Raw genomic sequence first — 25,693 nt, 5'->3', positions numbered from 1 at the left:
TAGTGATGCGTTGCCGCCCCCAGAAAGTCACTCGCCGTAACACTGATTCCGCTGCTGTGCTGTGCCTCAAACCCTTGGCCCAGGCCATCGCCTTGCTGCTGCTGGCCAATCCCGCCTACGCAGCGACCAGTTTCAGTTCGGCCTGGTTCGCGGCCAAGGGCGCGGCACCTGTCGCAGGCCCGGCCAGCCCCAGCGCGCCTCGCCCTGGAACGCCTCCACCGCTGGCGCAGCAGCAACGGGTGCAGCAGCAGTTGGGCCGTTCGCTGGCGAACATGAACAGCACGGTGGCGGCGATTGCGGCCAGCCAGGCTGCCCAGGCGGCAGGGCGTGCGGCCAGTTTCGGCGCGCCGCAAACCATTCATAACGGTTTGGGCGGCAATGGCTTGAACGCAGTGATCGGGCCGGATGGCAAGCCGTTGTTTCTCAACGCCAACGGTCCGGTACAGACCGACGCCAATGGCAAGGTTATCGTGACGATCAAGCAGACCGCCGACAAGGCGATCCTTAACTGGGACACGTTCAACATTGGCCGTGACACCACCCTGGCGTTTCAACAGGACGCCAGTTGGGCCGCGCTGAACAAGGTCAACAACAGCACCGCGCCGAGCCAGATCCAGGGCCAGATCAAGGCCGACGGCACGGTGATGATCCTCAACAGCAACGGCGTGGTGTTCAGCGGCAGCAGCCAGGTCAACGTGCGTAACCTGGTGGCCGCCGCTACGGATTTCAGCGACGAACAGTTCAAGACCGGTGGCCTCTACAACGCCAACGCGGCGAGCTTTACCAACGCCCAAGGCGCGATCCGGATGGAGAAGGGCGCGCAGATTTCCACGACCGCCCCGAGCAAATCGACCGCCGGCGGTGGCTATGTCTTGTTGCTGGGCAAAAACGTCGACAACGCAGGCACCATCAGTACCCCGCGTGGACAGACCGTGCTGGCGGCGGGCGACAGCTTCACCATCAAGAAGGGCTTCGCCAGTGACGGCAACTCGACGTCGACCACGCGCGGCAATGAAGTCATCGCCCACCAGAATGGCGGCACGGGCGCCGGCCGGGTGAGCAACACAGGATTGTTGATGGCCGCCAGCGGCGACGTGACCCTGACCGGCAACCAGGTGCGGCAGAACGGCGTGGCCCTGGCCAGCACCTCGGCGGACACCCGTGGCACGCTGCACCTCACGGCGCGAGGCAGCGATGCCAACGTGACCCTGGGCGAGGGCAGTACCACGGCGATTCTGGTGGATGCCAGCGCGATGGCCCTGGACAGCCAACGCGACAGTGCCTTGAAACCGATCGTCAGCCAGGACGGCAAAGTCATTCCAGCGGACACCTATCGCCGAGACCTGTCCCTGGTGCAGATCGACAGCGCTGGCAGCGTCGATTTCCAGAAGGGATCGATCACCCTCGCCACGGGCGGTCAGGTGGCGGTGAACGCCGGCACCCGCAGCCTGGTGCGCGACGGTGCGGTGATCGACGTCTCCGGCGCCACCGGCGTCAAGGTCGCGATGGAAGCCAACAGCATCAAGGTCAACATCCAGGGCAACGAGCAGCGCGATGCCGCCGGCAACCGGGATGAAGGTACGTTGAACAACAACGACGTGTGGGTGGATGCGCGTGAGCTGGTGTTCGTACCCGCCGGCACCAACGGCTACGCCACTGATCGCTGGTACACCGCCGGTGGTCTGCTGGAAGTCAGCGGCTACCGCGGCACCCAGGGCCACAGCGCTGGCGAATGGATGGCCCAGGGCGGCACCGTGAGTTTTACCGGTAATGATGTGGTGACCCAGGCCGGCTCGCAGATCAATCTGTCCGGCGGCACGCTGGATGTGCAGAGCGGCACCGTCAAGCAGACCTGGCTCAAGGGCGCCGATGGCCGCTTGTATGAACTCAACAGTGCGCCTGGGGACATGCTCTACACCGGGATCTACAAGGGATACGAAGACCACACCCAGCGCTGGGGGCAAACGAAGTATTACTACAATCCCTTGATTGCTCCACGTTCGCGCCAGGAGGCCGGCTACACGGTCGGCCGCGATGCCGGCACCCTGGTGATCGGGACTAAAAACGCGGTGCTCGAAGGCACGCTCGCCAGCGATACCTTCCAGGGTGACCGCCAGACCCGCGCCGCCCAGGCCGGCCTGGATGGCTACCAGCAGTCGCAGAAAGCCGTGGCCCGTGGCGGGCAGTTGGTGGTCGGCTCGTACGTGCCGTTCTACGTGAAGGAAAGCGGCACTGTGGAATATGCCCTTGGCGCCACGGCCAATACTTTGAAGAGCGTGATTTTCGGCCAAGGCGCGGCGGGCGTTGCCGGTAGCGTCGGCCTGGACGGAGCCTTGCCGACGGATCGCGAGGGCACGTTGTACCTGGACAGCAACCAGCTCAACGGCTTCAAGCTCGGTGCCGTCAAGGTCGCTGCGAGCGAAGGCATCACAGTCAACGGTGCGTTGCAGGTGGCTCCGGCCGGTTCCATCAGCCTGTTTGGCCCGAAGGTGGCCGTGAATGCCAATCTTACTGCCCACGCTGGTGCCATTCAGGTAGGCAGGGATTTCGTCCAGGTCGACGGCACGATGCCGGTTGTCGGCGCGTCCTCGGTCAGGGTGGCTGACGGGGTGCGTCTGGATGCCAGCGGGCTGTGGAGCAATCTACAACTGGACCCTGGCGATATCAGCGCCTTGCCGTACCAGAACGGCGGCAGCATCGCCCTGAAAACCGGCGGCGCCATCGCGCTGGGCGCCGGCAGCGTGCTGGACGTTTCTTCCGGAGCGGTGTTGCTCAACTCGGGCAAGGTGCAGGGCGGCAAAGGGGGCGATGTAACCCTGAGTAGCCTGAACGGCGGATTGAGCCTGGGGGGCGAATTGCGGGGCCAGGGTGTGAAGGGCGGCGGCACCTTGCAATTGCAGGCCGGTAAAGTCCTGATCAGCGACACCGCGACCTCCGCGGCGGCCGGTACCTTGCTGCTCGATGGCGGCTTCTTCAAAAAAGGCTTTTCCGCCTACGACATCATCGGCAACGACGGCCTTGAGGTTGCCGAGGGCACCCGGGTCGATGTCACCCTGCCGGTTTATCGCCAAGGCGCTGGCGCGCCTGGGGTCGCCACCGGTGGTGCATTGGGCAGCGCGCTGGAGACCTGGACGCCACCGCTGTACCTCGAAGACGCCAGCAAGGGCGTGCTGACCCAACGCCAGGGTGCCAGCCTGTCCTTGCAAGCCGGCAGCCAGCAAACCGGCGCGGCGAATGTCGCCACGGCTGACCTGCTGGTGGGCAAGTCGGCAGTGTTGAATGTCGACCCCGGACAAGCGATCCGCTTGACGGGCATCGGCCAGATCACCGTGGACGGCACCTTGAATGCCTGGGGCGGCTCGATCACTGTCGGCTCCGCGCCTGGGCCGCAAGCGGCGGTCATACCGCCCAGTGACAACTTCAAGTCGATCTGGATCGGCGAGAACGCGGTCCTGGACGTAGCCGCTCGCGCCGCCACCGCCACGGGTACCAGGGGGACCCAATACGGGTTCGTGCGTAACGGCGGAAGTATCGTCATCGGTGGTGAAATCGATCATGCGACGGGCGACGGCGGCGGTATCGGCAAATTCATCGTGGTGCGCGAAGGCGCGTTACTCGATGCTTCGGGTGCCCAGGCGGTGCTGGATGACGCGGGGCAACGCCGAGTGGTTGCCAGCCACGGCGGCGACATCAGTTTTGGCTCGACCAGTGGGCTTTACCTGGACGGTCAATTCAAGGCTGCCGCCGGCGGTGCCGGAGCGGCGGGCGGAAGCTTGTCGGTCGGGCTCGGGGCGACGGTTTATTTGAACAGCTCGGATTTGCCGGACAACCAGCGCAAGACTCGCGAACTGATTATCGAGCAGCACCATTCCGCGACGGGTATCACGGCCGGGAGCGCGCCAGAGCAGGGCGCCTCCCTGCTGGAGCACGGCTATGCACGGCTTGCGGTGGATCAGGTCGAGGCCGGCGGCTTTGATACGTTGTCCCTCTTCAGTACCGGTCTGCTGACCTTCGATGGCAATGTCAACCTGACGATGGCCAATGCGCTTCAGCTCTACGCGGGTGCGTACGGCATGGCGGAGACAGCGGCGGCGGACTCGGTGGTCAAACTGCGCGGTAACTATGTGCGCTTGGCCGGCGCGCAAGATAATACGACCGCCGGGGCTGACAACAGCAGCACCGGCATAGGGCTGGCGCCTTCGGCACGACCTGCCGCGGGGCAGTTGTTGGTGTCAGCGACCGGGTTGCTTGAGGTTCGCGACGCGGTGAGGATCGGCGGCAGCGGAACGCTGACGATGGCCCAGGGCGAAGTTCGAAACGTCGATCGTCGTGGTTTTGCGGATTTGCAGTTGAACAGCCAGGGTGACATTCGGATGGCGAGCAGCCAGGCCGATCATAAAATGTTACTTCGCACCCCCGGCGTCCTGGGCCTCACCGCCGCGCAGATCTATCCCGGCACCGGCGTGCAAGGGACGCTGACCGCCAAGCGCATGGACATAGGCCGCAACGGCTCGGCGATTCCCTCGGTGCCTTATTCCGCGTTCGGCGAGTTGCGGCTTGAAGCGGATGTCATCAACCAGGGCGGCATTCTGCGAGCGCCATTGGGCAACCTGATCATTGGCCAGACGGCACTGGAGACCGCGTCCCGTCCCGGCAGCGATGTGAACATGCTGCCCGGCAGCCTGACCTCCGTCAGCGGCGCGGGGCTCGTCATGCCCTATGGCGGAACAGCGGATGGCAAGTCCTACGTGTTCGATGGCGTGACGCTCGACAAGAGCCTGCTGCGGCCAGCCCTCAATGGCGTGCCGGGAAAGATCGATCTGGTGGGCGAGACCATCGACGTTGCGGCGGGAGCCGTTGTGGACGTGTCCGGTGGGGGTGAATTGACCGGCGCCGGGTTCATCTCGGGGCGTGGCGGCTCCACTGACGCGCGCTTCAACCCCTTGGTGCAGTTCGGTCCGGACGGTTTCCTGTTACCGGCACTGAGCAGCAACCCGGTCTACGCTATCGTTCCTGGCGTACAGACCGGCTATGCGCCCGCGGGTGGTGAAGCCGGCGCCGTCGCCCCCTTGGTCGGCCAACAGATTACCCTCGGTGCCGGCGTACCCGGCTTGCCGGCCGGCACCTATACCTTGCTGCCCTCGACCTACGCGCTGCTGCCGGGTGCGTTTCGCATCGAGGTCAACGGCCTGGCCGGGCAGGGTGGGGTGGTGCCGACCCAGGCCATGCGTAACGGCTCCTGGGCAACGGCCGGCACGCTGGGTATTGCCGGCACCGGCGTACGCGACAGCCTGGCGAGCCAGGTCATCGTCACCGCGGCGGATACGTTGCGCCGCTATTCGCAGTACAACGAGACCAGCTTCAATCAGTTTGCCCTGGCCGACGCGGCGCGCCTGGGCGTGCCCGCCGTCCTGCTGCCCCGGGATGCCAAGGCGTTCAACGTCACGTTCGAGCGCAACCAGAGTGACCAACCGAGCTTCAGTTTTGCCGGGAAACTGCTGAGCAAAGCAGCCAAAGAGGGTCGCGGCAGCACCACCGCACTCACGTTGGTCAGGGCCGGGAACCTGGAGATCATCAAGGCAGGAGAGGCGGTCAGTTCTGGATTGGACGTTGTAACCCTGACCGACGATGCGGTGAATGCCATCGGCGCCAGCAGCCTGTTCATTGGCGGTTACGCCTTGGCCCGCTATGGCCAGGGCGGTAACTTCCTTGAATTCAGTGATGGCAACGGCAGCGCCTCCCGAACCCAAAATATCACCCTGCGCAGCGGTGCGACCCTGCGGGCGCCGGAAGTGTTCCTGGTGACGTCGAGTCCCAATGGCGGCATCACCGTGGAGCAGGGCGCGTCGATCAATACGCTGGGCATGGGCGCCGTGGCGCGTGACTCGCGCGATGGCTATCTCTACAACCCCGGTCGCAACAGCGTGCTCGCCGTCTCTAATGGCTACGTGAACATGTTGGCGCCTTCCGCACCCAACCCGCAAAGTCCGGACAGCGCACCAGGCAGTATCCGCATCGGCGTGTGCGACGGCGTTTGCACCGGCACCACTCGCCTGTATTCCGAAGGCACCATCGCCTCGGCCACGGACAATCGCTTCGAGCTGACGGATGCCGTACGCTTCGGTACCCGTAACCTGACCCTGGCGGTTGGCGGCATCAACGTTGGCAGCGCCGAGACCCTGGCCGACCTGGCGTCACGCAATCTGTTGCCCAGCGGCCTGACACTCAACCAGCAGGTGCTCGACCGCCTGTTGCTGGGCGATACCAGCGCTGGCGCGCCGGCGCTCGAAACCCTGGTGCTGGGCGCGCGCGATTCACTGAATTTCTATGGCAACGCCAGCCTCGATACCTTTGACGCGGTGACTGGCAAGTCGCGGCTCAAGGAATTGGTGCTTGGCACTCCAGCGATCTACGGCAAAGGCAATGCCAATGAAACGGCGCTGATTCGCACCGGTAACCTGATCTGGAATGGCGTGCAAAACGAGGCTGGCAGCATCGTGGCCGGCGGCGCGGGCACCGGCACGGGCAACCTGCAGATCGATGCCCAACGCATCGAGTTTGGTTATGCCCCAGCCACCGAGTCCAAGGTGGCCAAGGCCTATGACCGCCTGGCCCTGGGATTCGCCAACGTCAATCTCAACGCCAGCGAACGCATCACCGCCAACCACAAGGGAGGCTTGTCGGTTTACCAGAGCCAGGGCGAATACATCACCGGTAAAGGTTTCCAGTACAGCGGCGGCAACCTGAACATCCTCACGCCGTTGATGACCGGCGAGGCCGGGTCGGTCAACCGGATCACCGCAGGCGGCAATATCCGCGTCAGCGCGCCGGCGGGCAGTCGCCTGCCGGTGGCCAGCGCCGACAGCTTGGGCGCCGAGCTGGCGTTGAACGGCAAGAATGTGCGGGTCGAAGGCAACGTGGTGCTGCCCAGCGGCAAGCTGACCCTCAGCGCCGAGGATGAATTGACCCTCACCGATGCCGCGCGCCTCGACCTGGCCGGACGCAAAGTCACCTTCAACGATGTCAACAAGTACAGCTGGGGCGGTGACCTGATCCTCGAAAGCCGCAACGGCAATATCCGCCAGGCCGCCGGCTCGGTGATCGATCTCTCCGCCGTGAACAACCAGGCCGGGAGCCTCAAGGCCACCGCATTGGCGGCGGCCGCCGGCAAGGTCGACCTGGCGGGCAGCGTGCTGGGCAGCAGCAGCGGCTACTACGATGCGGGCGGCACCGCCGTGCCCTACAAGGCCGGGAGCTTGGACATCCGTGCGCAGCGCCTGGGCGATGGTAGCCTGAGCGATGAGTTCGCCGCCCTCAACCAACGCCTGAACCAGGGCCAGGTCTTCGGCGGCCGCAGCTTCCAGCTCAAGCAGGGTGACCTGGTGATCGGCGATGGGCTCAAGGCCGGCGTGATCAGCGTGTCGGTGGACGGCGGCAAGCTGACAGTCAACGGCACCGTGGACGCCAGTGGCGAGCGCGTGGGGTCCATTCGCCTGGCGGGCAAGCAAGGCTTGACCGTTGGCGGCAACGCCATGCTCGACGCCCATGGCAGCGTGCTCCGGGTCGACAGCTACGGCCAGATTATCGATTCGCCGAACCGCGCCATGGTCGAGCTCAGTTCCGGTGATGGCCTGCTGACCTTGGCCGACGGCGCTCGGATCGATTTGCGTCACGGCACTGCCGCCAAGACCGGCCACGACGGCAAGGCCCGCGGCACCCTGGAACTGAACGCTCCTCGCCTGGGCGGGGCGACTGCCGGCGATATCGCCATCGACGCCAGCGGCAACCTGAATATCCAGGGCGCCAAGCTGATAGCGCTCAATGGTGTGCAGCGTTACGACAATGCCCACTACGGCAGCGATCCGGCGGCCAGCGGCAGGCCGTATCAGATCATCAATCAGGACTACCTCAACGACATCGACCGCGAAAACCGGGACTTCATCGACAACGCCTTGAAAAACGACGCCTTGCGCGACGGTAAGCTGGCCGGGCTGAACAATGCGACGTACCGCAACGCGTTCCACCTGCGCCCCGGCGTCGAAATCGTCAGTGCCACCGCCGACGGTGACCTGGTGGTGCAGGGCGACCTGGACCTGTCCGGCTATCGCTACGCCAGCCTCAATCCGCTGACACCCCAAACGTCTGTATACGGTTCCGGCGAAGTCGGCAGCCTGGTACTGCGCGCCGGGGGCGACCTGACCGTGCTTGGCAGCATCAACGATGGTTTCGCGCCGCCGCCAGAAACACCGGACGACGATGGCTGGGTGCTGACGCCCGGCAAGCAAATGTTCAACGGCGATGTGATCGTGCCCCGCGCGGGCATTGAATTGCAGGACGGCACGACGTTCCTCTCCGGCGTCATCCTCAACTACGACCTGCCGTTGCAAGCCATCACTCTGGCCGCAGGCACGCGCCTGCCGGTGGACGGTGAGTTGGCCGAGGCGATTTCACTGCCTGCCGGCACGGTGTTGGCGGCCAATATCCGTTACCGCGACGGCCGTGTGGCGTATGCCGCCGGTACGCGCCTGACCGCCGACCTGACCGTGGCGCAAGGGATGATCCTCGGGAGTGGTTCGGTGTTGATCGGCGATACCGCCTTGACCGGATTGGTCTGGCCAAAAGGCGTGGCTTTGCCCAGCCGCCCGGCAAGTTCGGTGACAGTTCATAGCCCAAGCACCGTGGTTCAGGCGGGCGCGTTGCTGTTGCCCTTGGGCGCGCTGATACCCGCAGGCACCGACGTGAAGCTGGCCGAAGGCGTGGACAAGATCAATCTGCGCGGCGGCGATGGCAAGGGCCACAACTGGGCAATCGCGCCCATGTTGGCCGAGGGTTCGCAGTCCTGGTCGCTACGTGCCGTGGCGGGCGCTGATTTGCAAGCCGCTGATACCCGCCTGGTCAATCCGTATGCCGAGCATGGGCGCTTTACCGTGGCCGATACTCACTATGGAATGCTGGCGAAGGCGGGAGGCCAGGTGCTGACCGATCAAGCCTCGCTCGACTATTTTGGTGACTTGAGCTACTCCGGGCGACCCGTGGCGGAGTTGGCTGACCTTTACGGCATGAGCGTCGACGAGTTCTGCGGGCAGGCGCCAGGGCTCTGCGTCGCGGCGGGGCGGACGTTGACCGAGCAAGCCTCGCTCGACTATTTCGGTGACCTGACCTATGCCGGTCGGCCAGTGGCGGAGTTGGCGGACCTGTACGGTATGTCGGAGGACGAATTCTGTGCCCAGGCGCCGGGGTTATGCGTCGGTGGGAGCGTTTACACCTACGTGGTGGGCACCAGCAGCTTCAGTGTGCTTCGTACCGGTACAGGCGATCTGGACCTGGTCAGCGCAGGTGATTTCAGCATGCAATCGCTGTTTGGCATTTATACCGCGGGCACGTCGTCCTTGAGGCTGGCCGACTCGGCGGCGTACAACCTTGCGCGAGGCGTCTCGGTGAACAACGCCGGCCTGCCGACTGACTCGATCCTGGGGAACGGTGACAGCCCTTATGAACGCTTGGTGGATGGCGGCGCAGACAGCCGATATCGCGCATGGTATCCAGACCATGGCGGCAACCTGCTGCTGTCGGTGGGCGGCGATTTGGCCGGTGACATAGTCGGCAGAAAACAAAGTACTCTCGTGACCGAAGACGCACCGCAGATAGAGAGCTCGGGGGTTGGGAATTGGTTGTGGCGCCAAGGCGATGGTGACGGTACGCCTACGGCCTGGTGGATCAATTTCGGCACCTATGTGCCCCATGGCACCGATCCGGTATTGAACGGTTTTACCGGTATCGGCACCTTGGGTGGCGGCAACGTGGATGTGCGAGTCGCAGGCGACGCGGGTATGTTGGCCCCCCGTGGAGAGCGAGGCGAGCAGGGCGCCAGTCGCAGTCAGGGGATAGTCCTGGCGGTCGGCTCGACCGGGCGCATGGTGGACGGTCAATTGAAGTTCACGGGTGGCGGTGACCTGTCGCTGGCAATCGGCGGCGCGCTCAACCCTTCACTGGAGGCTAGGGCGTTTCTCGACTTAGCCGGCCAGCCGGTTGATTCGCGCCATGACATGAATGGCAGCCTGACGAACTTGCGGGGTTCGCTGAGGGCCAGTGCCGGTTCGTTCGGCGGCATGGAATTGATCAACGGTCCGGACAAGGTTTCGCAGGACCCCCGAGAGATCCGTGCCTACAACCCATACGATGCAACGATGGCCAGCGCGACCGGTGGACTGTTGCTGGTACCCGGCGATGCCACCGCCAGTCTGGGTGCCCGTGGCGATCTCGTGCTTGGCGCCGCAGTGGACCCGGGCCGTGCGCCGACACGAGCCGCCCAGTCGGTGGACCTGGGCGGCGGGGCCAGAGGCCCCGGATATTCCTGGTTCAGCCTGTGGACTGACCATACGTCTATCGATCTGTTTGCCGCTGGAGGGAACCTTACGCCTTCGACCCAAGGCGCAGAGCTTTCGACTGGCGTCAATATCGCCACGCCTCGTGGCGGTATGGACTATTCACCGACCGACGGGCGTTTCGTCTATCCGTCGATTTTGCGGGTAGCCGCGCCCTCAGGCAGCCTGTATTACGGGCCCTCATCACGTGGGGTAGGGGGCTTTGTGACCCCCTATTCCTTGATCCTGGCGCCTGGAAACCAGGCGCAGCTGGAGTTTCTCGCTGGGGATTCGATTTATGCGGGAGGCTACGCAATATCACCGACCAATGCTTCAGCAAGCAGCCTGGCAACTCCGGACCATCCTGCGTTCTATTACAAGGACCGATCGGGTGTGCTACACGGCGACCTGGAAGGAGCGAGTGCGAACCCTTCGCTACTCAGCAGCATCGGAATGGGCTTGTTCGCGTTCGGCGGTACAGGGTCTGGCGGAGATTATCGAGGCGCGGACCAGCCGGTACGCTTCTACGCCGTCAGGGGCGATATCGTTGGGTTGCGCACGGGCGAGCTGATTGCCTTCAGTGCCGGTCGCAGGGGCGGCGAGACCTGGTACGAGGCCGCCAGCCCCGTATGGATCATGGCGGGGCGGGATATCGTCAACAGTGGTGACATTGCGGGCACTTTACTGACGCAGTTCGAAACCGGGCCCACCAGCACCGGCAACCTGTTCGTCCACGACGACCCCACCGACATCTCCATTGTCTCCGCCGGCCGCGACATCCTCTACAGCACCTTCAATGTCGCCGGCCCCGGTACGCTGGAGATCAGCGCCGGGCGCAATATCCTGATGGAAGACCAGGCTGCCGTGACCAGCCTCGGTCCGGTGAAAGCCGGTGACAATCGCCCCGGCGCAAGCATCGTGATGCAAGCCGGTGTAGGCGCCGCCGGGCCGGATTACCTGGGCTTCGTGCGGCAGTACCTCGACCCGGCCAACCTGGCGGACGCCGGTGCCGGCCTGGCCCAACAGCCGGGCAAGGTGGCGAAGACTTATGAGGTCGAGTTGGCGGCGTGGCTGGCATTGCGGTATGGCTTCAACGGCGATACCGAGCAGGCGCTGGCCTACTTCGCGGCATTGCCGTCCGAACAACAGCGGGTGTTTGCTCGTCAGGTGTATTTCGCCGAACTGCGTGCCGGTGGCCGCGAGTACAACGATGCCAGCAGCCCGCGTTCCGGCAGCTACCTGCGCGGTCGCAACGCCATCGCCGCGTTGTTCCCCACCCACGACGTGGCCGGCAATGCCTTGGCTTACCAGGGCGACATCACGATGTTCGGCGGCGCCGGGGTGCACACCAACTTCGGTGGCGATATCCAGATGCTGACCCCCGGCGGGCAGCAGGTGTTTGGTATCGAAGGCGAGGCCCCGCCGTCCAGTGCCGGGGTCATCACCCAAGGCACCGGTGACATCCAGTTGTTCAGCAACGGCAGCGTGTTGCTGGGACAAAGCCGGATCATGACCACCTTCGGCGGCGACATTCTCGCCTGGTCGGCGACCGGGGATATCAACGCCGGTCGCGGCTCGAAAACCACCCTGGTGTACACGCCGCCCAAGCGCGTCTACGACGACTGGGGCAACGTCACCCTGTCGCCGTCGGTGCCGAGCACTGGCGCCGGCATTGCCACCCTCAACCCCATCGCCGAGGTCGCGCCGGGGGACATCGACCTGCTCGCGCCGCTCGGCACCATCGACGCGGGAGAGGCGGGCATCCGGGTCTCGGGCAACATCAACATTGCCGCGTTGCATGTAGTGAACGCCGCCAACATCCAGGTGCAAGGCAAGTCCAACGGCGTGCCGGTCAGCGCGGTGGTCAACACTGGCGCACTGACCAACGCCAGCTCCGCCGCAGCGTCGGCGAGCGATGCCGCGGAAGGCGTCGCGCGCGAACAACAGGCCGCCTCGCGCAACCGTATGCCATCGGTGTTCAGCGTGCAGGTCCTGGGCTTCGGCAACGAACGTCTGGCGCCGTCCCAGGAAGGCGCCAGCCGTGCGCCGGCCCAGGAACCGAGCAACAGCGTGCGGGTATTGGGGGCTGGACGGTTGGACGACCAGGCGCGCAATCAATTGACCCCCGAGGAGCAACGCAACCTGACGTTGTAAGCATCGTCATCAAGGCCCGAGGGCGACAGGCAACTGTCGCCCTTTTTCATGGGCGCGGGGCGCTGTCCGTAGCCGTTCATGAAGATTCGATGACAAAAGTTCGGTAGTGGCCGGTTGCCTCGGTCAAGGTTGTGTGAAAGGGCAACGGCACTGGATTGCCGTTCATAAAAGAAGCTTTTGGCAGGGACGCCCGGACAACTTTTTTTGCGCTATTTCGCGCTGGATGCCAGGTGTGACAGGGGCTATGGGGTCTATGGAAAGTTACTCGAAAGTGGGCATGCAGGAGCTGGACCAGCGCCTGTCGAAGATCGTCGAGGCTGCACGCAAGAAGCCGGTTTCGGTTTATCGCTACGGCGCACCCTGGGTGTGGATCGTGTCCCAGGACGACTGGCAGAGCGCCTTGAAGGAGTTGTCCAGCTACGTGCCGCCTGGCCATTCCCTGGTCATGTTGCGCCCACAAATCGAAGAACTGCTGGAGGCCTCCTCCGAACCCCTGCAGCAATGGGCACGGGAACATCAGATTCAGGTGCCGGTGCCGGCGTTGATGCTCGCCTTGTTGCTCCAACTGTTGTACTCGCTGCCCAGCGAAAAGCAGCTGTACGAGCAGCTCAATTACAACTTGCTGTTCCGCTGGTTTGTCGGCCTCGAGCTGAACCAGCGGGTCTGGACGTTCGCCGTCTTCGTGCGGGATATCGGCGAACTGCTGGATAGCCCTCACGCGGCGAAATTGCTCGAGCGCATCGTCAGCGAAGTGTTCTGCGGCGACTTGATGCACATGCCGGAATTCTCGTTGAACTTCGCCTTGTTGCACACCTGGCTGTCCAGGCATTCGAAACACAAATAAACCGTCACAGGACAACACGCTGCCAACGCTGCGGGCCTGGCAGCGCGCGGCTTGGCAGCAGGCGCTGCACGGGTGGCGCAAATGAATCGAGGGGGATGTGTGGATCATTGGGATTTCAACAGCAAGCGCAGGCCGTGGCCTTTCCTGCCCACGGCACTGATGCTCGCTCTGGCCTTCGAGGCGCCGGCATTCGCCGAAGAGGCCGGCACGCCGATCGAGGCTGACGCCGGAACGCCTGCGCGGCTGGTGGATGTGAACGAATACGTCGTGCGCGGCAATACCGTGCTCGACGCGCGCGACATCGAAGAAGCGGTGTACGCATTCCTCGGGCCGCAACGCAGCCTCACCGATATCGAAGGTGCCCGCGACGCGCTGCAACAGCGCTACCAGGCCAAGGGTTACCAGTCGGTATTCGTCGAACTGCCGGAGCAGCAGGTCGAAGGCGGCGTGGTGTACCTGCAAGTCAGCGAAACCCGGATCGGCCGGGTGCGCGTGGTTGGCACCCAGCACTACTCTCCCGTCAATGTGCGCGAAGAAGTTCCGGCGCTGACAGAAGGCAAGGTGGCCGATTTCGCGGCGGTGCAAACCCAGCTGGCGGTTGCCAACCGTAACCCGGGACGCCAGGTGGTGCCGGTCGTGCGCGAAGGGCAGCGCCCGGGAACGATGGATGTCGACTTGCAAGTCGAGGATAAAAATCCCTGGCAGGCGAGCGTCGGCCTGAACAACGACTACAGCGCCGACACCGAAAAGCTGCGTTCGGTGGTCACGCTCGGCCACAACAATCTCTGGCAACGCGGCCATACGGCTTCGCTGACCTATTTCACCGCCCCCGAGGACCGGGACAACGCGCAGGTCTGGTCGGGTTCCTATAACGCCCCCTTGAGTGAGCGCTGGAACGTGCAGTTCGCCGGCTATCAATCCGACAGCAACGTCGCAACCATCGGCGGTAGCAACGTGTTGGGCAAGGGCCATTCCTACGGCGTGTCACTGATCTACAGCGTGCCCCCGCAAGGCGTCTGGGCCAACTCGCTGTCGGTGGGCGTCGATTTCAAGGATTTCGATGAGGCCCTGCAGTTCGGCGGTTCGAGCGATGAAGTGCCGATCAAGTACGCGCCCATCACCCTTGCCTACAACGGCTTTCGCTACACCGAAACCTCGCAGTTCGGCCTGGGCCTGAGCATCGTCGCCGGCACTCGCAGCTTCTTCGGTTATGGCAGCGACGCCGATGAATTTCGCGCCAAGCGCTATGAATCCAATCCCAGCTTCGCGGTGTTCAAGGGCGACAGCACCTTTACCCAGACGTTTGCCGGTGACTGGCAAGCGGCGAGCAAGTTGAGCTTCCAGCTGGCTTCCGGGCCGCTGGTTTCCAACGAGCAGTTTTCCGCCGGTGGCGCCACCAGCGTGCGCGGTTACCTGGCTGCGGAACGCACGGGCGATGACGGGCTGCTGTTTTCCCAGGAACTGCGCACGCCGTCGTTGAGCAAACACCTGGGCGAAGGCCTTGGCAGCTACGTCGACAGTTGGCGTTGGTATGTCTTCGCCGAGGGCGCGCAGATGGCGCTGCAAGACGCATTACCCGACCAGGAAGCCGATTACAGCCTGGCAAGCGTTGGCTTTGGCACTCGCGCGACCTTGCGTGAGTGGTTGTCCGGCAGCCTCGACTGGGGCCTGCCGCTCAAGGACGGCCCCAATACCCGCAAACACGACTCACGCGTGCACTTCAACGTGCAGGCAACTTTTTGACCGGCAGGCAACAGACCTTGGAGCAACCCGTTATGCATCGCTTGATTTTCATTCTTCTCGCTTGCCTGGGCCTTGCGCTGCCGGCAACGGCCAACGCCTGGTGGCAGGACGACTGGCATTACCGCAAACAGATCAGCATCGACACCACCCCCCAGGGCGCGGCGATCAACGAGGCGGTGGGGCGCACTGCGCTGCTGGTGCGTTTGCACACCGGCAATTTCACCTTTGACGGTGTCAACGAAAACGGCTCGGACATTCGCTTTGTCGCCGCCGACGACCACACCGTGCTCAACCACCAGATTGAAAGCTTCGATCCGCTGATGGGCATGGCCTTGATCTGGGTGGACGTGCCCATGGTGGAGGGGGGCAAGCGCTCGGACATCTGGATGTACTACGGCAACCCGAAAGCACCGGCCACCAGCAATCCCCAGTTGGCGTTCGATGCCGATTACAGCCTGGTCTATCACTTCGATGGTGCCGTTGGCGCCCCACCGCGTGATGCCAGCGCCTTTGCCAACCACGCGCAGAACGCACCGGCAGGCATCCTTGACGGCGTGATCGGCCGCGCGGCGCAATTCAACGGCCAACCGCTGTTGTTGCCAGCCAGCGCGTCCCTGGGCGTCAACGCGGGGGGCGCGATGACGTTCAGTACCTGGTTGCGCATGGAGCAGGGGGCAGGGGAACAACTGCTGCTGGCCCGTCGTGACGCCGGCAACTCGCTCTTGGTGGGCATGAACCAGGGCGTTCCTTTCGTCGAGGTGAACGGCCAGCGCGCGGTGGCGAACCAGGCCGTGGCCCTTGGGCAATGGCAACACCTGGCGTTGACAGCCGATGCCAGTGGGTTGCGTTTGTACGTCAACGGCAGAGCGGCGGCCAACCTGGCGCAGCCGCTGCCGGCCTTGCAGAGTGCAATCGCGATCGGTGGCGATGCACCGGCAGCGGTGGCTGTCGGCGCGCCGACCGCGACCTATCAGGCCTTCACCGGCGCCCTCGATGAACTGCGCGTGTCCCGCATCGCTCGCTCGCCCGAGCTGATCCTGGCCGACGCCACCGCACAGGGCGCCGAGTCACGCCTGGTGGTCTATGGCGTGGACGAAGAACAATCCGGCTTCGGCTTCGGCAGCCTGGGTTTCCTGCTCAACGCGGTGCCGCTGGACGCCTGGGTGATCATCGCCGTCCTGGTGCTGATGATGCTGCAGTCGTGGGTGATCATGGTTCGCAAGAGTCGCAATGTCGCCCGTGTCAGCCGTGCCAACGAATTATTCCGCAGTCACTTCGCCAAGGTCGGGACACGGCTGGAAATGCTTGCCGATGAACGCGACCTGGCGCAGCGCCTGGCGGACTCGTCGCTGTGGCGCCTGTATACGGTGGCGGTGGCCGAGATCCGCACCCGCCGCGACCAGGGCGCCGATACGTCGTCGATTTCCGCCGCCACCATCGAAGCCATCCGTTGCTCCATGGACGGCGTCCGGACGCGTGAAAACCAGCAGCTCAGCGCCAAGCTGTCGACCCTGTCCAATGCCATCGCCGGTGGACCCTACATCGGCCTGCTGGGCACGGTGCTGGGGATCATGGTGGTCTTCCTCGGCACCGCCATGGCCGGTGACGTGAACATCAACGCTATCGCGCCGGGCATGGCGGCGGCCCTGTTGGCAACAGCCATGGGATTGTTCGTCGCGATCCCGGCGCTGTTTGGCTACAACCGCCTGACCACGCGCAACAAGGAAGTCAGCGCCGACATGCGGGTCTTCGTGGATGAGTTCATCACCCGCCTGGCCGAGGTCCACGGTGAAAGCCAATCCAGCGAAGCGGCGCATCGACGGGGCAACCACGTCGCCAGTCCGTCGTTGACGGTGTGAGGGGACGACCATGGCCAACCTCAACAGCGCCCTGGACGATGACGAAGATGCCGCCGTCGACACCATCAACATCACGCCACTGGTGGACGTGCTCATGGTGGTGCTGGTGATGTTCATCCTCACCGCCACCGCCCAGGTCTCCGGCATCCAGATCAACCTGCCGAAGGCCAGCTCGACCATCTCGCTTTCGCAGCCCAAGACCAAGGCGATTTCCATCAATGATGGCGGCCAGGTATTCCTCGATGCCTACCCGGTCACCCTCAACGAGCTGGAAGACCGCTTGCGCATCGAGAAGGCGCAGAGCCCGGATTTTCCGGTGATCGTGCGCGGTGATTCCACCGTGCAGTACCAGAAAGTCATTGAAGTGCTGGACCTGTTGCGTCGCCTGGAGCTGTCCCAGGTCGGCCTGGTCACCGGCAAACCGAGCCAGGGCTGAGCCATGACGTCTTTTCCTGAACAGCCGCAGAACGGCCATCTGGAGCAACAGCGCGACGTCACCAGGACGGTGCGTCGAGTACTGCTGTGGAGCGTTGGCCTGCTGGCGGGCGCGGGCCTGGCCTGGCTGCTGTGGACATGGGCCAATGACATGAGCGGCATTCGCCGCGAGGCGCCAAAGATCCCGGCGATCATTCCGTTGCCGCCACCTCCGCCTCCGCCACCGGAAAAACCGCCGGAGCCGGAAAAACCGGTGGAAGAAAAAATCGTCGAGCCCGAGCCCACGCCAGAGCCCGAGGAAGTCAAGCCAGAGGAAGAGGCGCCGCCTTCGCCCGCCGAAGACCTGGCCGACCCGATGCAAATGGACAGTGACGCCCAGGCGGGTTCCGACGCTTTCAACATTGGCGCGGGCAAGGGCGGCGGCATGGCCGGCACCGGCGGCGGGCGCCTCGGCAACGGCACCTACAGCCAGTTCCTGGCCTACAGCTTCCAGCGCTTGCTGCGCGAGTCGCCCGAGCTGCGCAACCTGGCGTTTCGCCTGGAGGCTGACGTCTGGCTGGACCAGGCCGGTCGCGTGACGCGCGTGGAGCTGGGACGCAGCAGTGGCGATGCCGAACTCGACGCCAAGGTCCTGGCGACCTTGCGCGCTTCACCCCATCTGGAACGTCCACCCGCCTCGTTGCAGGTGCCGGTGCGTATCCGCCTACAAGGACGCCGACCGGGCTGAGCCGGGTCGCCAAGAGACCATTAGGAGTTGTGTTCATGATCTGCAAAATCAATCGATTGGCGCTGGGTGTCGGCCTGGTGATCGCCAGCCTGACGGGCAGTGCCTTGGCGCAGACGCCGTCGCAGAACGCTACGGTCAACCTGATCCGCCTGTTGGTTCAACAAGGCGTGCTCAAGCAGGACCAGGCGCAAGCGCTGATCGACCAGGCCGAAGCCGAGGCCGTGCAAGCCCGGCAGGCCGCCGCGACTGCCGCGCCGGTGCCAGCACCCGGCGCGCCGGGGGAGGTGCGGGTGCAATACGTGCCGGCGATCGTGCGGGAACAGATTCGCGACCAGGTGAAGGCCGAGGTGATCGCCCAGGCCAAACAGGAAAACTGGGCACAGCCCAATACCTTTCCCGACTGGGTGTCGCGCATCACGTTTGAAGGCGACGTGCGTTTGCGCAACGAGTCGCGCTATTACTCGGGCAGCAACAGCAACGAGATCGTCGATTTCGCCGAGCTCAATAACAGCGGGCCCTATGACGTCAACCCTAGAAGCGGTACGCAATACCCACCGCTGCTCAACACCCGCGAAGATCGCGAGAACATGCTGCGCTTGCGTGCCCGGATGGGCTTGCGGGCCGCGCTTTCCCCTCAATGGACCGCCGCCATCCGGCTGGGCACGGGCTCGGACAGCAGTCCTGTGTCCACCACCCAGACGCTGGGCGGCGGCTTCGACAAAAAGGACCTGTGGCTCGATCAGGGCTACCTCAATTACCGCCCGACGAAGGAGTGGAGCTTCACCGGGGGACGCATGCCCAATCCATTCATGTCTACCGATCTGTTGTATTCCAACGATCTCAATTTCGACGGTATCGCCGGCTCGTTCAATCACCCGTTGAACCGCGACCTGGCGGTATTCGGCACCTTGGGCGCGTTCCCGGTGGAATACAGCTCCGACAGCGCGTCGAGCGATGGTTTGAACAAAGAAGACAGCGAGAACAAATGGCTCTACGGCGCGCAACTCGGTGCGACCTGGGCGTTTGCGCCGGACAACAGCATCAAGGGCGCGCTGGCCTACTACCAATTTGAGGACATCGAAGGACGACGCTCCAATCCCTGCGCCATCTATGACGGCGCGCCGGCTTGTGACAGCGACGAAACGCGTCCGGCGTTCATGCAGAAGGGCAACACCTTGATGGAGTTGCGCAACCTGGTGCCGGACCCGTCCGCACCGACCACGTCGCCGCAACCACAATTCGTGGGCCTGGCCTCGGAGTTCAACGTGCTTGACCTCAATCTGGCCTGGGACACCTTGCTGTTCGACGATCTCAAGTTGCGCAGCCAGGGCAACTACCTGGTCAACCTTGGCTACGACGAAGGCAAGATGCGCAAGCGCTCGGCCGGTGCGCTGGTCAACAACGTGGACGAAAACGGTGACATCGAAAGCGGCGATACCGCCTGGATGCTGCAGTTCACCCTGGGCAGTTCCCTGGACCTGAAGAAGCGCGGCGATTGGAACCTGTTCGCCGGCTACAAATACATCGAGCCGGACGCCTTGCCGGACGGCTTCAACGACTCCTCGTTCCACCTCGGCGGCACCAACGCCAAGGGTTATTTCCTCGGCGGCAACTACGGCATCGAAGACAACGTCTTCGCGACCGCGCGCTGGTTGAGCAGCGAAGAAGTCTACGGCGCGCCGTTCGATATCGACGTCCTGCAACTTGAGCTCAACACGCGCTTCTAGCGCCGGGAGAGACAGCATGAAAAAGTCATTTCATCCCGCGATCCACGCCGTGGTGCTGCTGTTGGGGCTCGGTGCAGCCCTCGGCGCTTCGGCAGAGACCATGGAGGAACGCTTGCGCGCCCAGTTGCGCAGCACCACCCAACAGCTGCAAGCCTTGCAGAGCGAACAGGCGCAAGGCACCGCCGCGCGCCAGGCGGCGCAAACCGAGCTGAGTGCGGCACAAGCGCAAATCAAGCAACTGACCGCCGAACTCGCCAAGGCGCGCAGCCAGAGCGAACAACTGGGCGCACAGCAAGACGCTGTCCGCAGCAGCGCCCAGGCGCAGATAGCCGCCAGTACCGAGCAGGTCGGCAAGTTCAAGCAGGCCTACGAAGAACTGCTGGGCCGTGCGCGGGGTATAGAGGCGGCGCGTGCCACGCTGCAAGCCAGCCTGACCAGTCGGGACAGTGAAGTGCAGCAGTGCGTGGCGAAAAACCAAGAGATGTACGGCATCGCCAAAGAGATCCTGACTGCCTACGAAAACATCGAGGTCAGCGACGTATTGAAGATCCGCCAACCCTTCGCCAGTGGCGCGCGGGTGAAGTTCGAAGAATTGGCGCAGCGCTATGGCGATGCGCTGTACCAGACCCAGTTCGATGCCACCAAGACCACCGCCGGCAAATAACCATTGATCAAATGACCACAAGGGAAATCCAGTCATGACCGCACAAACACTGATCCTGAGCATCACTCCCGAACAACTGGGCGAACTGCTGCAAGCCGCCGGCTACCGCGTCAATCGTACCGAACAAGGCGCCGTGGTGCAGTTGTTGAGCGCCAGCCAGGGCATTGGCTTTGCCGTGCGTTTCGGCAACCCGGCCGCCACCGAGGGCAGCTTTCTGGATTTCACGTTCAGTTGCGCGCTGCGCATCGAGGGCGAATTGCCTGAAGGCCTGGTCCAGGTATGGAATGCCAGCCGCCGCTTTGCCCGCCTGAGTCGCCAGGGTGATTTCCTGGTGATGGAAATGGACGCCATCGTTGCCGCCGGTGTCAGTGAAGACCACGTGCGTGGCGTGCTGGAACTCTGGGACCGGCTGTTGCAAGAATTCGTGGTGTACCTGCGCGACTACAGCCAGCACGCACGCGAGCAGCAAAAGGACGGTGCGGATGCAACGCAGGAAGCTGCGGTCGAAGAGGCCTGATTACGATGAACAGGTTTAGCAAACTGGCTGGCATCAGTGCGGCTGTCCTGGTGCTCGGCGGCATTGTACTGACGGTGATCTCCAACCCTGACGGCGTATCCCAAGCCTCGGTGCCCGCCGCACAACCGAAACCCGCCAGAACCCCGGCCGAGGCGGCGCCGGCCGTGGCCAGCCTGGGCGAACTGCAACTGAGCAGCGTCGAGCTCAACGCTGTGTTGAGCTCGCTCACACCGCAGGTGCGCGAGCAACTGCGCGGCAATCGTGGCGCACTGGAGGGCTGGATCCGTGCGCGCCTGGCAGAGAAAGCCCTGTTGCAGCAGGCCGACGCCCAGGGTTGGCAGGAGCGTCCGGACATCCAACAGATGACCCGCGCGGCCACCGAGCAGATTTTGCTGCGCACTTACTTGCAATCCGTCAGCCAGGTCCCCGCCGACTATCCGGATGAGCAAGCCCTGCAACAGGCTTACGAGAGTGCCAAGGACAAGCTGCAGAGCCCGGCGTTGTACCGCGTCAGCCAGATCTTCATCGCGGTTGAGCCGGGAGCCAACGAAGAACTGCTCCGCAAGAAAGCCACCGAGCTGGCCCGTCGTGCCCAGGCTCCCAACGCCGATTTCGCCGAGCTCGCCCGGCAGTTTTCCGAGGACCAGGCGACGGCCCAACGGGGCGGTGACAGCGGCTTGCAACCGTTGCAGCAATATGTGCCGGAGATGCGCCAGGTCTTGAGCCGACAACGGGTCGGCAGCGTTTCCGACGCTTTGCGGAGCCAGGCGGGCTTTCACATTCTCAAACTGACCGATATGCAGCCAGCACGCGCCGCCAGCCTGGATGAAGTTCGCGAACAACTGCGCGAGGCGCTGCGCAATCAGCGCCAGGAACAAGTGGCCAGGGCCTATATGGAAGGGCTGGTGAGCAAGGCAACGCTGAGCATCGATGGCGCGCAACTGAATCAGGCATTGGAGTCTGTTCGTTAAGCGGCGCGGTCGCGTGGGGACACCTTAGGGAGGAGGGCGTATGGCTTTGGAGGACGTTGGCCAGATTCACGATTGTGCGCGGTTGCCACCCTCGATCAATAGCGATGATCGGCATCTGGATAACCTCAAGGATCTCCAGGCGTTGGAGTTTTTCCTGGTGACGGCGCGCTGCAGCTGCTTCATGCAGGCGGCGCGGAGCTTGAACGTCAAAGCGTCGTTGCTGCGAAAAAAGCTCTCGCGGTTGTCGATCCATTACGGCAGTCCCTTGTTCGAGCACCGAGGCAATGCACTGGTGCTCAGCCAGGACGGTCGGCGCCTGCGCAACCAATTGTTGGCTCACCGAGCCTTGCTGGCTTTGCCTGATGCTTTCGTCGAGGATCAGGCACTGGTTCGCGTGGCCGTGGCGGAGCCCCTGCTGCACGACATCCTCAATCGCGAGCTGCTCGGTTTCGTACGTCAACACGCCAACGTGCGCCTGAACTTGCTGCGTCTCGACAGTAACCCCGACCAGGAGCCGGCCGAGGCGGACGTTGTCGTCTGGCTTACCGACCCGCAGGCGCAAGCGCCGCGGCTATCGTTTCCGGTGGCTGAGCTCAGTTGCCTCGCCGAACTGGAGTACATCCCGCACATTGCCAAGCGTTATTCACGGGAAGCGAGCCGCCCACGCAGTCTGGCCGAGCTGCAGGACTACATGCTGGTGAGCCTGCACGACTACGCGAAAATGCCTTCCCTGCAACCTTGGAACAGCACTGTCGGCACGCGTCGCTCCGGCGTGACCCAGGTCAACTCCTATGAACTGATGCGCCAGATGATCCAATGGAGCGCCTGCGTCGGCCTGCTGCCGCATTACGTCTGCGCACTCGACAAGACGCTGCAGCCTTTGCCCGACTTGTTCGACCGAGGAATGCCGATGCAGGTCTGGATGGCCGTACACCGCGATGAAGCTCACAGGGAAGAGGTTGCCCGGCTGGCAGCGCTGGTTCGCGCGGCGTTTGAACAGCTCAGGGAGTGGTTCCAGAACGAGCGTTGACACGCCGGGCGGCGGATTGGCTTGGGTGCCGAGCCGGTTTGACGAACCGATGGAGACGAGGCATATTGCGCTCGGTTGTGTCTATTTGTGCTCGTTTATGCAGGTTGTGGATCCATGAGTACCCCTCTCGAAGTATTCCCCGGCGAACGCCAACGATTGATCAGCGAGCGGCTAGCCCTGTATGGCCGGGTCATCGCGGCTGATCTGGCGAGTGAATTCAACGTTTCCGAACACTCGATACGTCGCGACCTGGGCGCTTTGGCTGCGGCCGGTCTGTGCAAGCGCGTCTATGGCGGTGCGATTCGCTTGCCGGCGGCCGAAGCGCCGATAGACGTCCGAATCCATCAGGACTCGGCCCGCAAGGACAATCTTGCCCGCGCTGCGGCTTCGCTGCTCAGCGCGGGGCAGCACGTCTTCCTCGATGCCGGGTCGACCAACCTGGCTATCGCCCGCGCCATCGATCCAGGCCTGCGCTTGACCCTCACCACCAACTCGCCGTTGATCGCGGTGGAGCTGATGAAGCTGCCCAGCGCCGAAGTCATCCTGCTGGGTGGTCGCCTGAACCCTGTTGCGGGCGGCGCGATCGGGTTGGCGGCTGTCCAGCAATTGCGCCAGTTCAATTTCGATGTGTGTTTCGTGGGTGCCTGCGCCATCGACCCGGACAACGGCGTCACGGCGTTTGGCCTGGACGACGCCGAATTCAAGCGCGCGGTGGTCGCTGCGAGCGGTCAGGTGGTGGTGGCGGTCACCAACCAAAAGCTATCCAGCGTTGCGCATTACCAGGTCGCATCCTGCGAAGAAGTCACCGCGCTGGTGGTGGAGCACGATGCGCCGCACGAACGACTCGATCCTTTTTTGGCGCGGATATCCAAAGTCATGAAGGCGCCCGCCAAGGCCTGAGGTGAAACGATGGGATACAAGCCCATTGTCCGCCAGCCGATTTACGTCTAGTTTGCTGCCCCATCACAACTACAAAAGTCAGGAGTCATCGATGCAACCGATTCGTCTCGGCCTGGTGGGCTACGGCAAGATCGCCCAGGATCAACACGTCCCCGCCATCCGCGCCAACCCTGCGTTCGAGCTGGTGGCGGTCGCCACGCAAGGGCAGCCGTGCGCCGGCGTGGAGAACTTCCAGTCCTTGGGCGAATTGCTGGAAAACGGTCCGCACGTCGATGCGATTGCCTTCTGCACGCCGCCGCAAGGGCGCTTCGGCCTGGTTCGCCAGGCGCTGGAAGCGGGCAAGCATGTGCTCGTGGAAAAGCCGCCGTGCGCCACCTTGGGCGAAGCGATGGAATTGGTCGAGCAGGCGCGTGAAAAGGGGGTCAGCGGCCTGTTCGCCTGGCATTCGCGTTATGCGCCCGGCATCGAGGCGGCCCGCGACTGGCTCGCCAGCCGCACGCTGCAAAGTGTCCAGATCGACTGGAAGGAAGACGTGCGCAAATGGCACCCGGGCCAGGCGTGGATCTGGCAACCCGGCGGCCTCGGTGTGTTCGATCCGGGCATCAATGCCTTGTCCATCGCTACCCACTTGCTGCCCCGCGCTCTGTTCGTCGAGTCCGCCGAGCTGCGCGTCCCCGATAACTGCCAGTCGCCGATTGCCGCCAGCATCAAGATGTCCGACGCCGGCCATCTCGACATCCGCGCGGAGTTCGATTTCGACCATGGTCATGACGAGCTCTGGAGCATCGAGATTCGTTGCGCCGAAGGCACCTTGCGCCTGGACAACGGCGGCGCGCTGTTAAGCATCGACGGTGTACGCCAGGCGGTGTCGGAGGAGGGCGAATACGCGGCGGTGTACCGGCATTTCCAGCAACTGATCGGTGCCAAGGCCAACGACATGGACCTGCAACCGCTACGCCTGGTTGCGGACAGCTTTTTCGTCGGTAGCCGGACGTTGGTCGAGCCGTTCTACGATTGATCTTGCCCACGCGCCGATCGTCCTGGCGACGATCGGCGCGCCGCATGCCTATTGATGTATTTCGGCAACCGACATGGTGAAGACCAGCTTCGATTTGCCCGCGTTGGAATAGGCGTGGGCGACATCGGTTTTCGCCACCGCCGAGCTTCCGGCGGGAATCACCAGTTCTGTTTCCCCCACTACGCACTTCAACGTGCCTTTCTCGACATGGAACAGCTCAAGCGTGCCTTGAGGGTGTCCGGCTGAAGAAAAGGATTCGCCCGGGAACATCTCCCAGCGCCACAACTCGATCATGTTCGGGCCGGTCGTCCCGGCGAGCAGGCGTGCAGTGCCTCCCAATTCCCCGGTCCACAGCGTCGGGATGTCCTGGCTGTCGATGATGTGGGCCGACGGTGGCTCCGCCACGTTGACGATATCCGCCACTGAAAGGCCCAGCGCCGCAGCAATCTTGCACAAGATGCCGATGCTCGGGTTCGCCGTGCATTTCTCGATCTCGACCACCATCCCTTTGCTGACGCCCGAGCGCCGGGACAGCTCGTCCAAGGTGATTTTCTGAGCCTTGCGCGTCTGCTTGAGCGTGCGGGCAACGGCCAGGCTCACCGCGTGGGCATCCGCGCCAGGCGTGGTCGATAGAGTGGTATTCAGGGTCATCACCAAAGAGTCGTGAGGAAGATAGGCCAGGATTCTCGACGGTTGCCGGTGGCGTCGTCAATCAGCTCGTCGGAGTTTATCGACCAGAA

The 25,693-nt window shown here is 63.7% G+C and carries 14 protein-coding genes; 13 read left to right on the top strand and 1 reads right to left on the bottom strand.

Translation table 11 applies throughout. The features are described from left to right. The first annotated feature begins 5 nt into the window (after window positions 1-5). The 13 genes from JMN22_RS08700 (at window position 6) to JMN22_RS08640 (ending at window position 24,953) form a co-directional block, all read left to right on the top strand. A complete protein-coding gene (locus tag JMN22_RS08700) occupies window positions 6-12,518 on the top strand; it encodes a filamentous haemagglutinin family protein (RefSeq protein ID WP_198796774.1) in 12,513 nt (4,170 codons plus the stop codon). Between the two features lie 253 nt (window positions 12,519-12,771). Next, window positions 12,772-13,362 (top strand): transposase, encoded by a 591-nt coding sequence (locus JMN22_RS26700; RefSeq protein ID WP_198796775.1) that lies wholly within the window; start codon window positions 12,772-12,774, stop codon window positions 13,360-13,362. An 81-nt stretch (window positions 13,363-13,443) separates the two neighbouring features. Further along, window positions 13,444-15,105 (top strand): ShlB/FhaC/HecB family hemolysin secretion/activation protein, encoded by a 1,662-nt coding sequence (locus JMN22_RS08690; protein WP_198796776.1) that lies wholly within the window; start codon window positions 13,444-13,446, stop codon window positions 15,103-15,105. 32 nt (window positions 15,106-15,137) lie between these two features. Beyond that, window positions 15,138-16,964 (top strand): DUF2341 domain-containing protein, encoded by a 1,827-nt coding sequence (locus tag JMN22_RS08685; protein ID WP_198796777.1) that lies wholly within the window; start codon window positions 15,138-15,140, stop codon window positions 16,962-16,964. 10 nt (window positions 16,965-16,974) lie between these two features. Further along, on the top strand, window positions 16,975-17,400 hold the full coding sequence (locus JMN22_RS08680; protein WP_181289694.1) for an ExbD/TolR family protein: 426 nt from the start codon (window positions 16,975-16,977) through the stop codon (window positions 17,398-17,400). Window positions 17,401-17,403: 3 nt separating this feature from the next. Beyond that, window positions 17,404-18,126, top strand: a complete 723-nt coding sequence (locus JMN22_RS08675) for an energy transducer TonB family protein (RefSeq protein WP_198796778.1) — start codon at window positions 17,404-17,406, stop codon at window positions 18,124-18,126. Window positions 18,127-18,161: 35 nt separating this feature from the next. Further along, window positions 18,162-19,853: a putative porin gene (locus tag JMN22_RS08670; RefSeq protein WP_198796779.1), complete on the top strand. Its 1,692-nt coding sequence runs from the start codon at window positions 18,162-18,164 to the stop codon at window positions 19,851-19,853. A gap of 16 nt (window positions 19,854-19,869) precedes the next feature. After that, window positions 19,870-20,517 (top strand): DNA repair protein, encoded by a 648-nt coding sequence (locus tag JMN22_RS08665; RefSeq protein ID WP_198796780.1) that lies wholly within the window; start codon window positions 19,870-19,872, stop codon window positions 20,515-20,517. Window positions 20,518-20,551: 34 nt separating this feature from the next. Continuing rightward, a complete protein-coding gene (locus JMN22_RS08660; RefSeq protein WP_198796781.1) occupies window positions 20,552-21,034 on the top strand; it encodes a YbjN domain-containing protein in 483 nt (160 codons plus the stop codon). Window positions 21,035-21,039: 5 nt separating this feature from the next. Next, window positions 21,040-22,005: a peptidylprolyl isomerase gene (locus tag JMN22_RS08655; protein WP_198796782.1), complete on the top strand. Its 966-nt coding sequence runs from the start codon at window positions 21,040-21,042 to the stop codon at window positions 22,003-22,005. A 40-nt stretch (window positions 22,006-22,045) separates the two neighbouring features. After that, window positions 22,046-23,035, top strand: coding sequence for a LysR family transcriptional regulator (locus JMN22_RS08650; protein WP_198796783.1), 990 nt, complete (start codon window positions 22,046-22,048; stop codon window positions 23,033-23,035). Window positions 23,036-23,149: 114 nt separating this feature from the next. Continuing rightward, window positions 23,150-23,935, top strand: a complete 786-nt coding sequence (locus tag JMN22_RS08645) for a DeoR/GlpR family DNA-binding transcription regulator (RefSeq protein WP_198796784.1) — start codon at window positions 23,150-23,152, stop codon at window positions 23,933-23,935. 91 nt (window positions 23,936-24,026) lie between these two features. Beyond that, a complete protein-coding gene (locus JMN22_RS08640) occupies window positions 24,027-24,953 on the top strand; it encodes a Gfo/Idh/MocA family protein (protein ID WP_198796785.1) in 927 nt (308 codons plus the stop codon). A gap of 48 nt (window positions 24,954-25,001) precedes the next feature. Here the strand turns inward: JMN22_RS08640 and JMN22_RS08635 are convergent, their stop codons facing one another. Next, on the bottom strand, window positions 25,002-25,604 hold the full coding sequence (locus JMN22_RS08635) for a helix-turn-helix domain-containing protein (RefSeq protein ID WP_198796786.1): 603 nt from the start codon (window positions 25,602-25,604) through the stop codon (window positions 25,002-25,004). Window positions 25,605-25,693: the final 89 nt, after the last annotated feature.

This window comes from Pseudomonas sp. HB05 (assembly GCF_016756915.1).
Classification (GTDB): Bacteria; Pseudomonadota; Gammaproteobacteria; order Pseudomonadales; family Pseudomonadaceae; genus Aquipseudomonas; species Aquipseudomonas alvandae.
This window is presented reverse-complemented; position numbering and strand designations above follow the sequence as displayed.

What these genes read in the sequence shown, in the direction of transcription:
- JMN22_RS08700 (WP_198796774.1), top strand. Translation starts at nt 6, where the DNA reads ATGCGTTGCCGCCCCCAGAAAGTCACTCGCCGTAACACTGATTCCGCT.
- JMN22_RS26700 (WP_198796775.1), top strand. Translation starts at nt 12,772, where the DNA reads ATGGAAAGTTACTCGAAAGTGGGCATGCAGGAGCTGGACCAGCGCCTG.
- JMN22_RS08690 (WP_198796776.1), top strand. Translation starts at nt 13,444, where the DNA reads ATGAATCGAGGGGGATGTGTGGATCATTGGGATTTCAACAGCAAGCGC.
- JMN22_RS08685 (WP_198796777.1), top strand. Translation starts at nt 15,138, where the DNA reads ATGCATCGCTTGATTTTCATTCTTCTCGCTTGCCTGGGCCTTGCGCTG.
- JMN22_RS08680 (WP_181289694.1), top strand. Translation starts at nt 16,975, where the DNA reads ATGGCCAACCTCAACAGCGCCCTGGACGATGACGAAGATGCCGCCGTC.
- JMN22_RS08675 (WP_198796778.1), top strand. Translation starts at nt 17,404, where the DNA reads ATGACGTCTTTTCCTGAACAGCCGCAGAACGGCCATCTGGAGCAACAG.
- JMN22_RS08670 (WP_198796779.1), top strand. Translation starts at nt 18,162, where the DNA reads ATGATCTGCAAAATCAATCGATTGGCGCTGGGTGTCGGCCTGGTGATC.
- JMN22_RS08665 (WP_198796780.1), top strand. Translation starts at nt 19,870, where the DNA reads ATGAAAAAGTCATTTCATCCCGCGATCCACGCCGTGGTGCTGCTGTTG.
- JMN22_RS08660 (WP_198796781.1), top strand. Translation starts at nt 20,552, where the DNA reads ATGACCGCACAAACACTGATCCTGAGCATCACTCCCGAACAACTGGGC.
- JMN22_RS08655 (WP_198796782.1), top strand. Translation starts at nt 21,040, where the DNA reads ATGAACAGGTTTAGCAAACTGGCTGGCATCAGTGCGGCTGTCCTGGTG.
- JMN22_RS08650 (WP_198796783.1), top strand. Translation starts at nt 22,046, where the DNA reads ATGGCTTTGGAGGACGTTGGCCAGATTCACGATTGTGCGCGGTTGCCA.
- JMN22_RS08645 (WP_198796784.1), top strand. Translation starts at nt 23,150, where the DNA reads ATGAGTACCCCTCTCGAAGTATTCCCCGGCGAACGCCAACGATTGATC.
- JMN22_RS08640 (WP_198796785.1), top strand. Translation starts at nt 24,027, where the DNA reads ATGCAACCGATTCGTCTCGGCCTGGTGGGCTACGGCAAGATCGCCCAG.
- JMN22_RS08635 (WP_198796786.1), bottom strand. Translation starts at nt 25,604, where the DNA reads ATGACCCTGAATACCACTCTATCGACCACGCCTGGCGCGGATGCCCAC.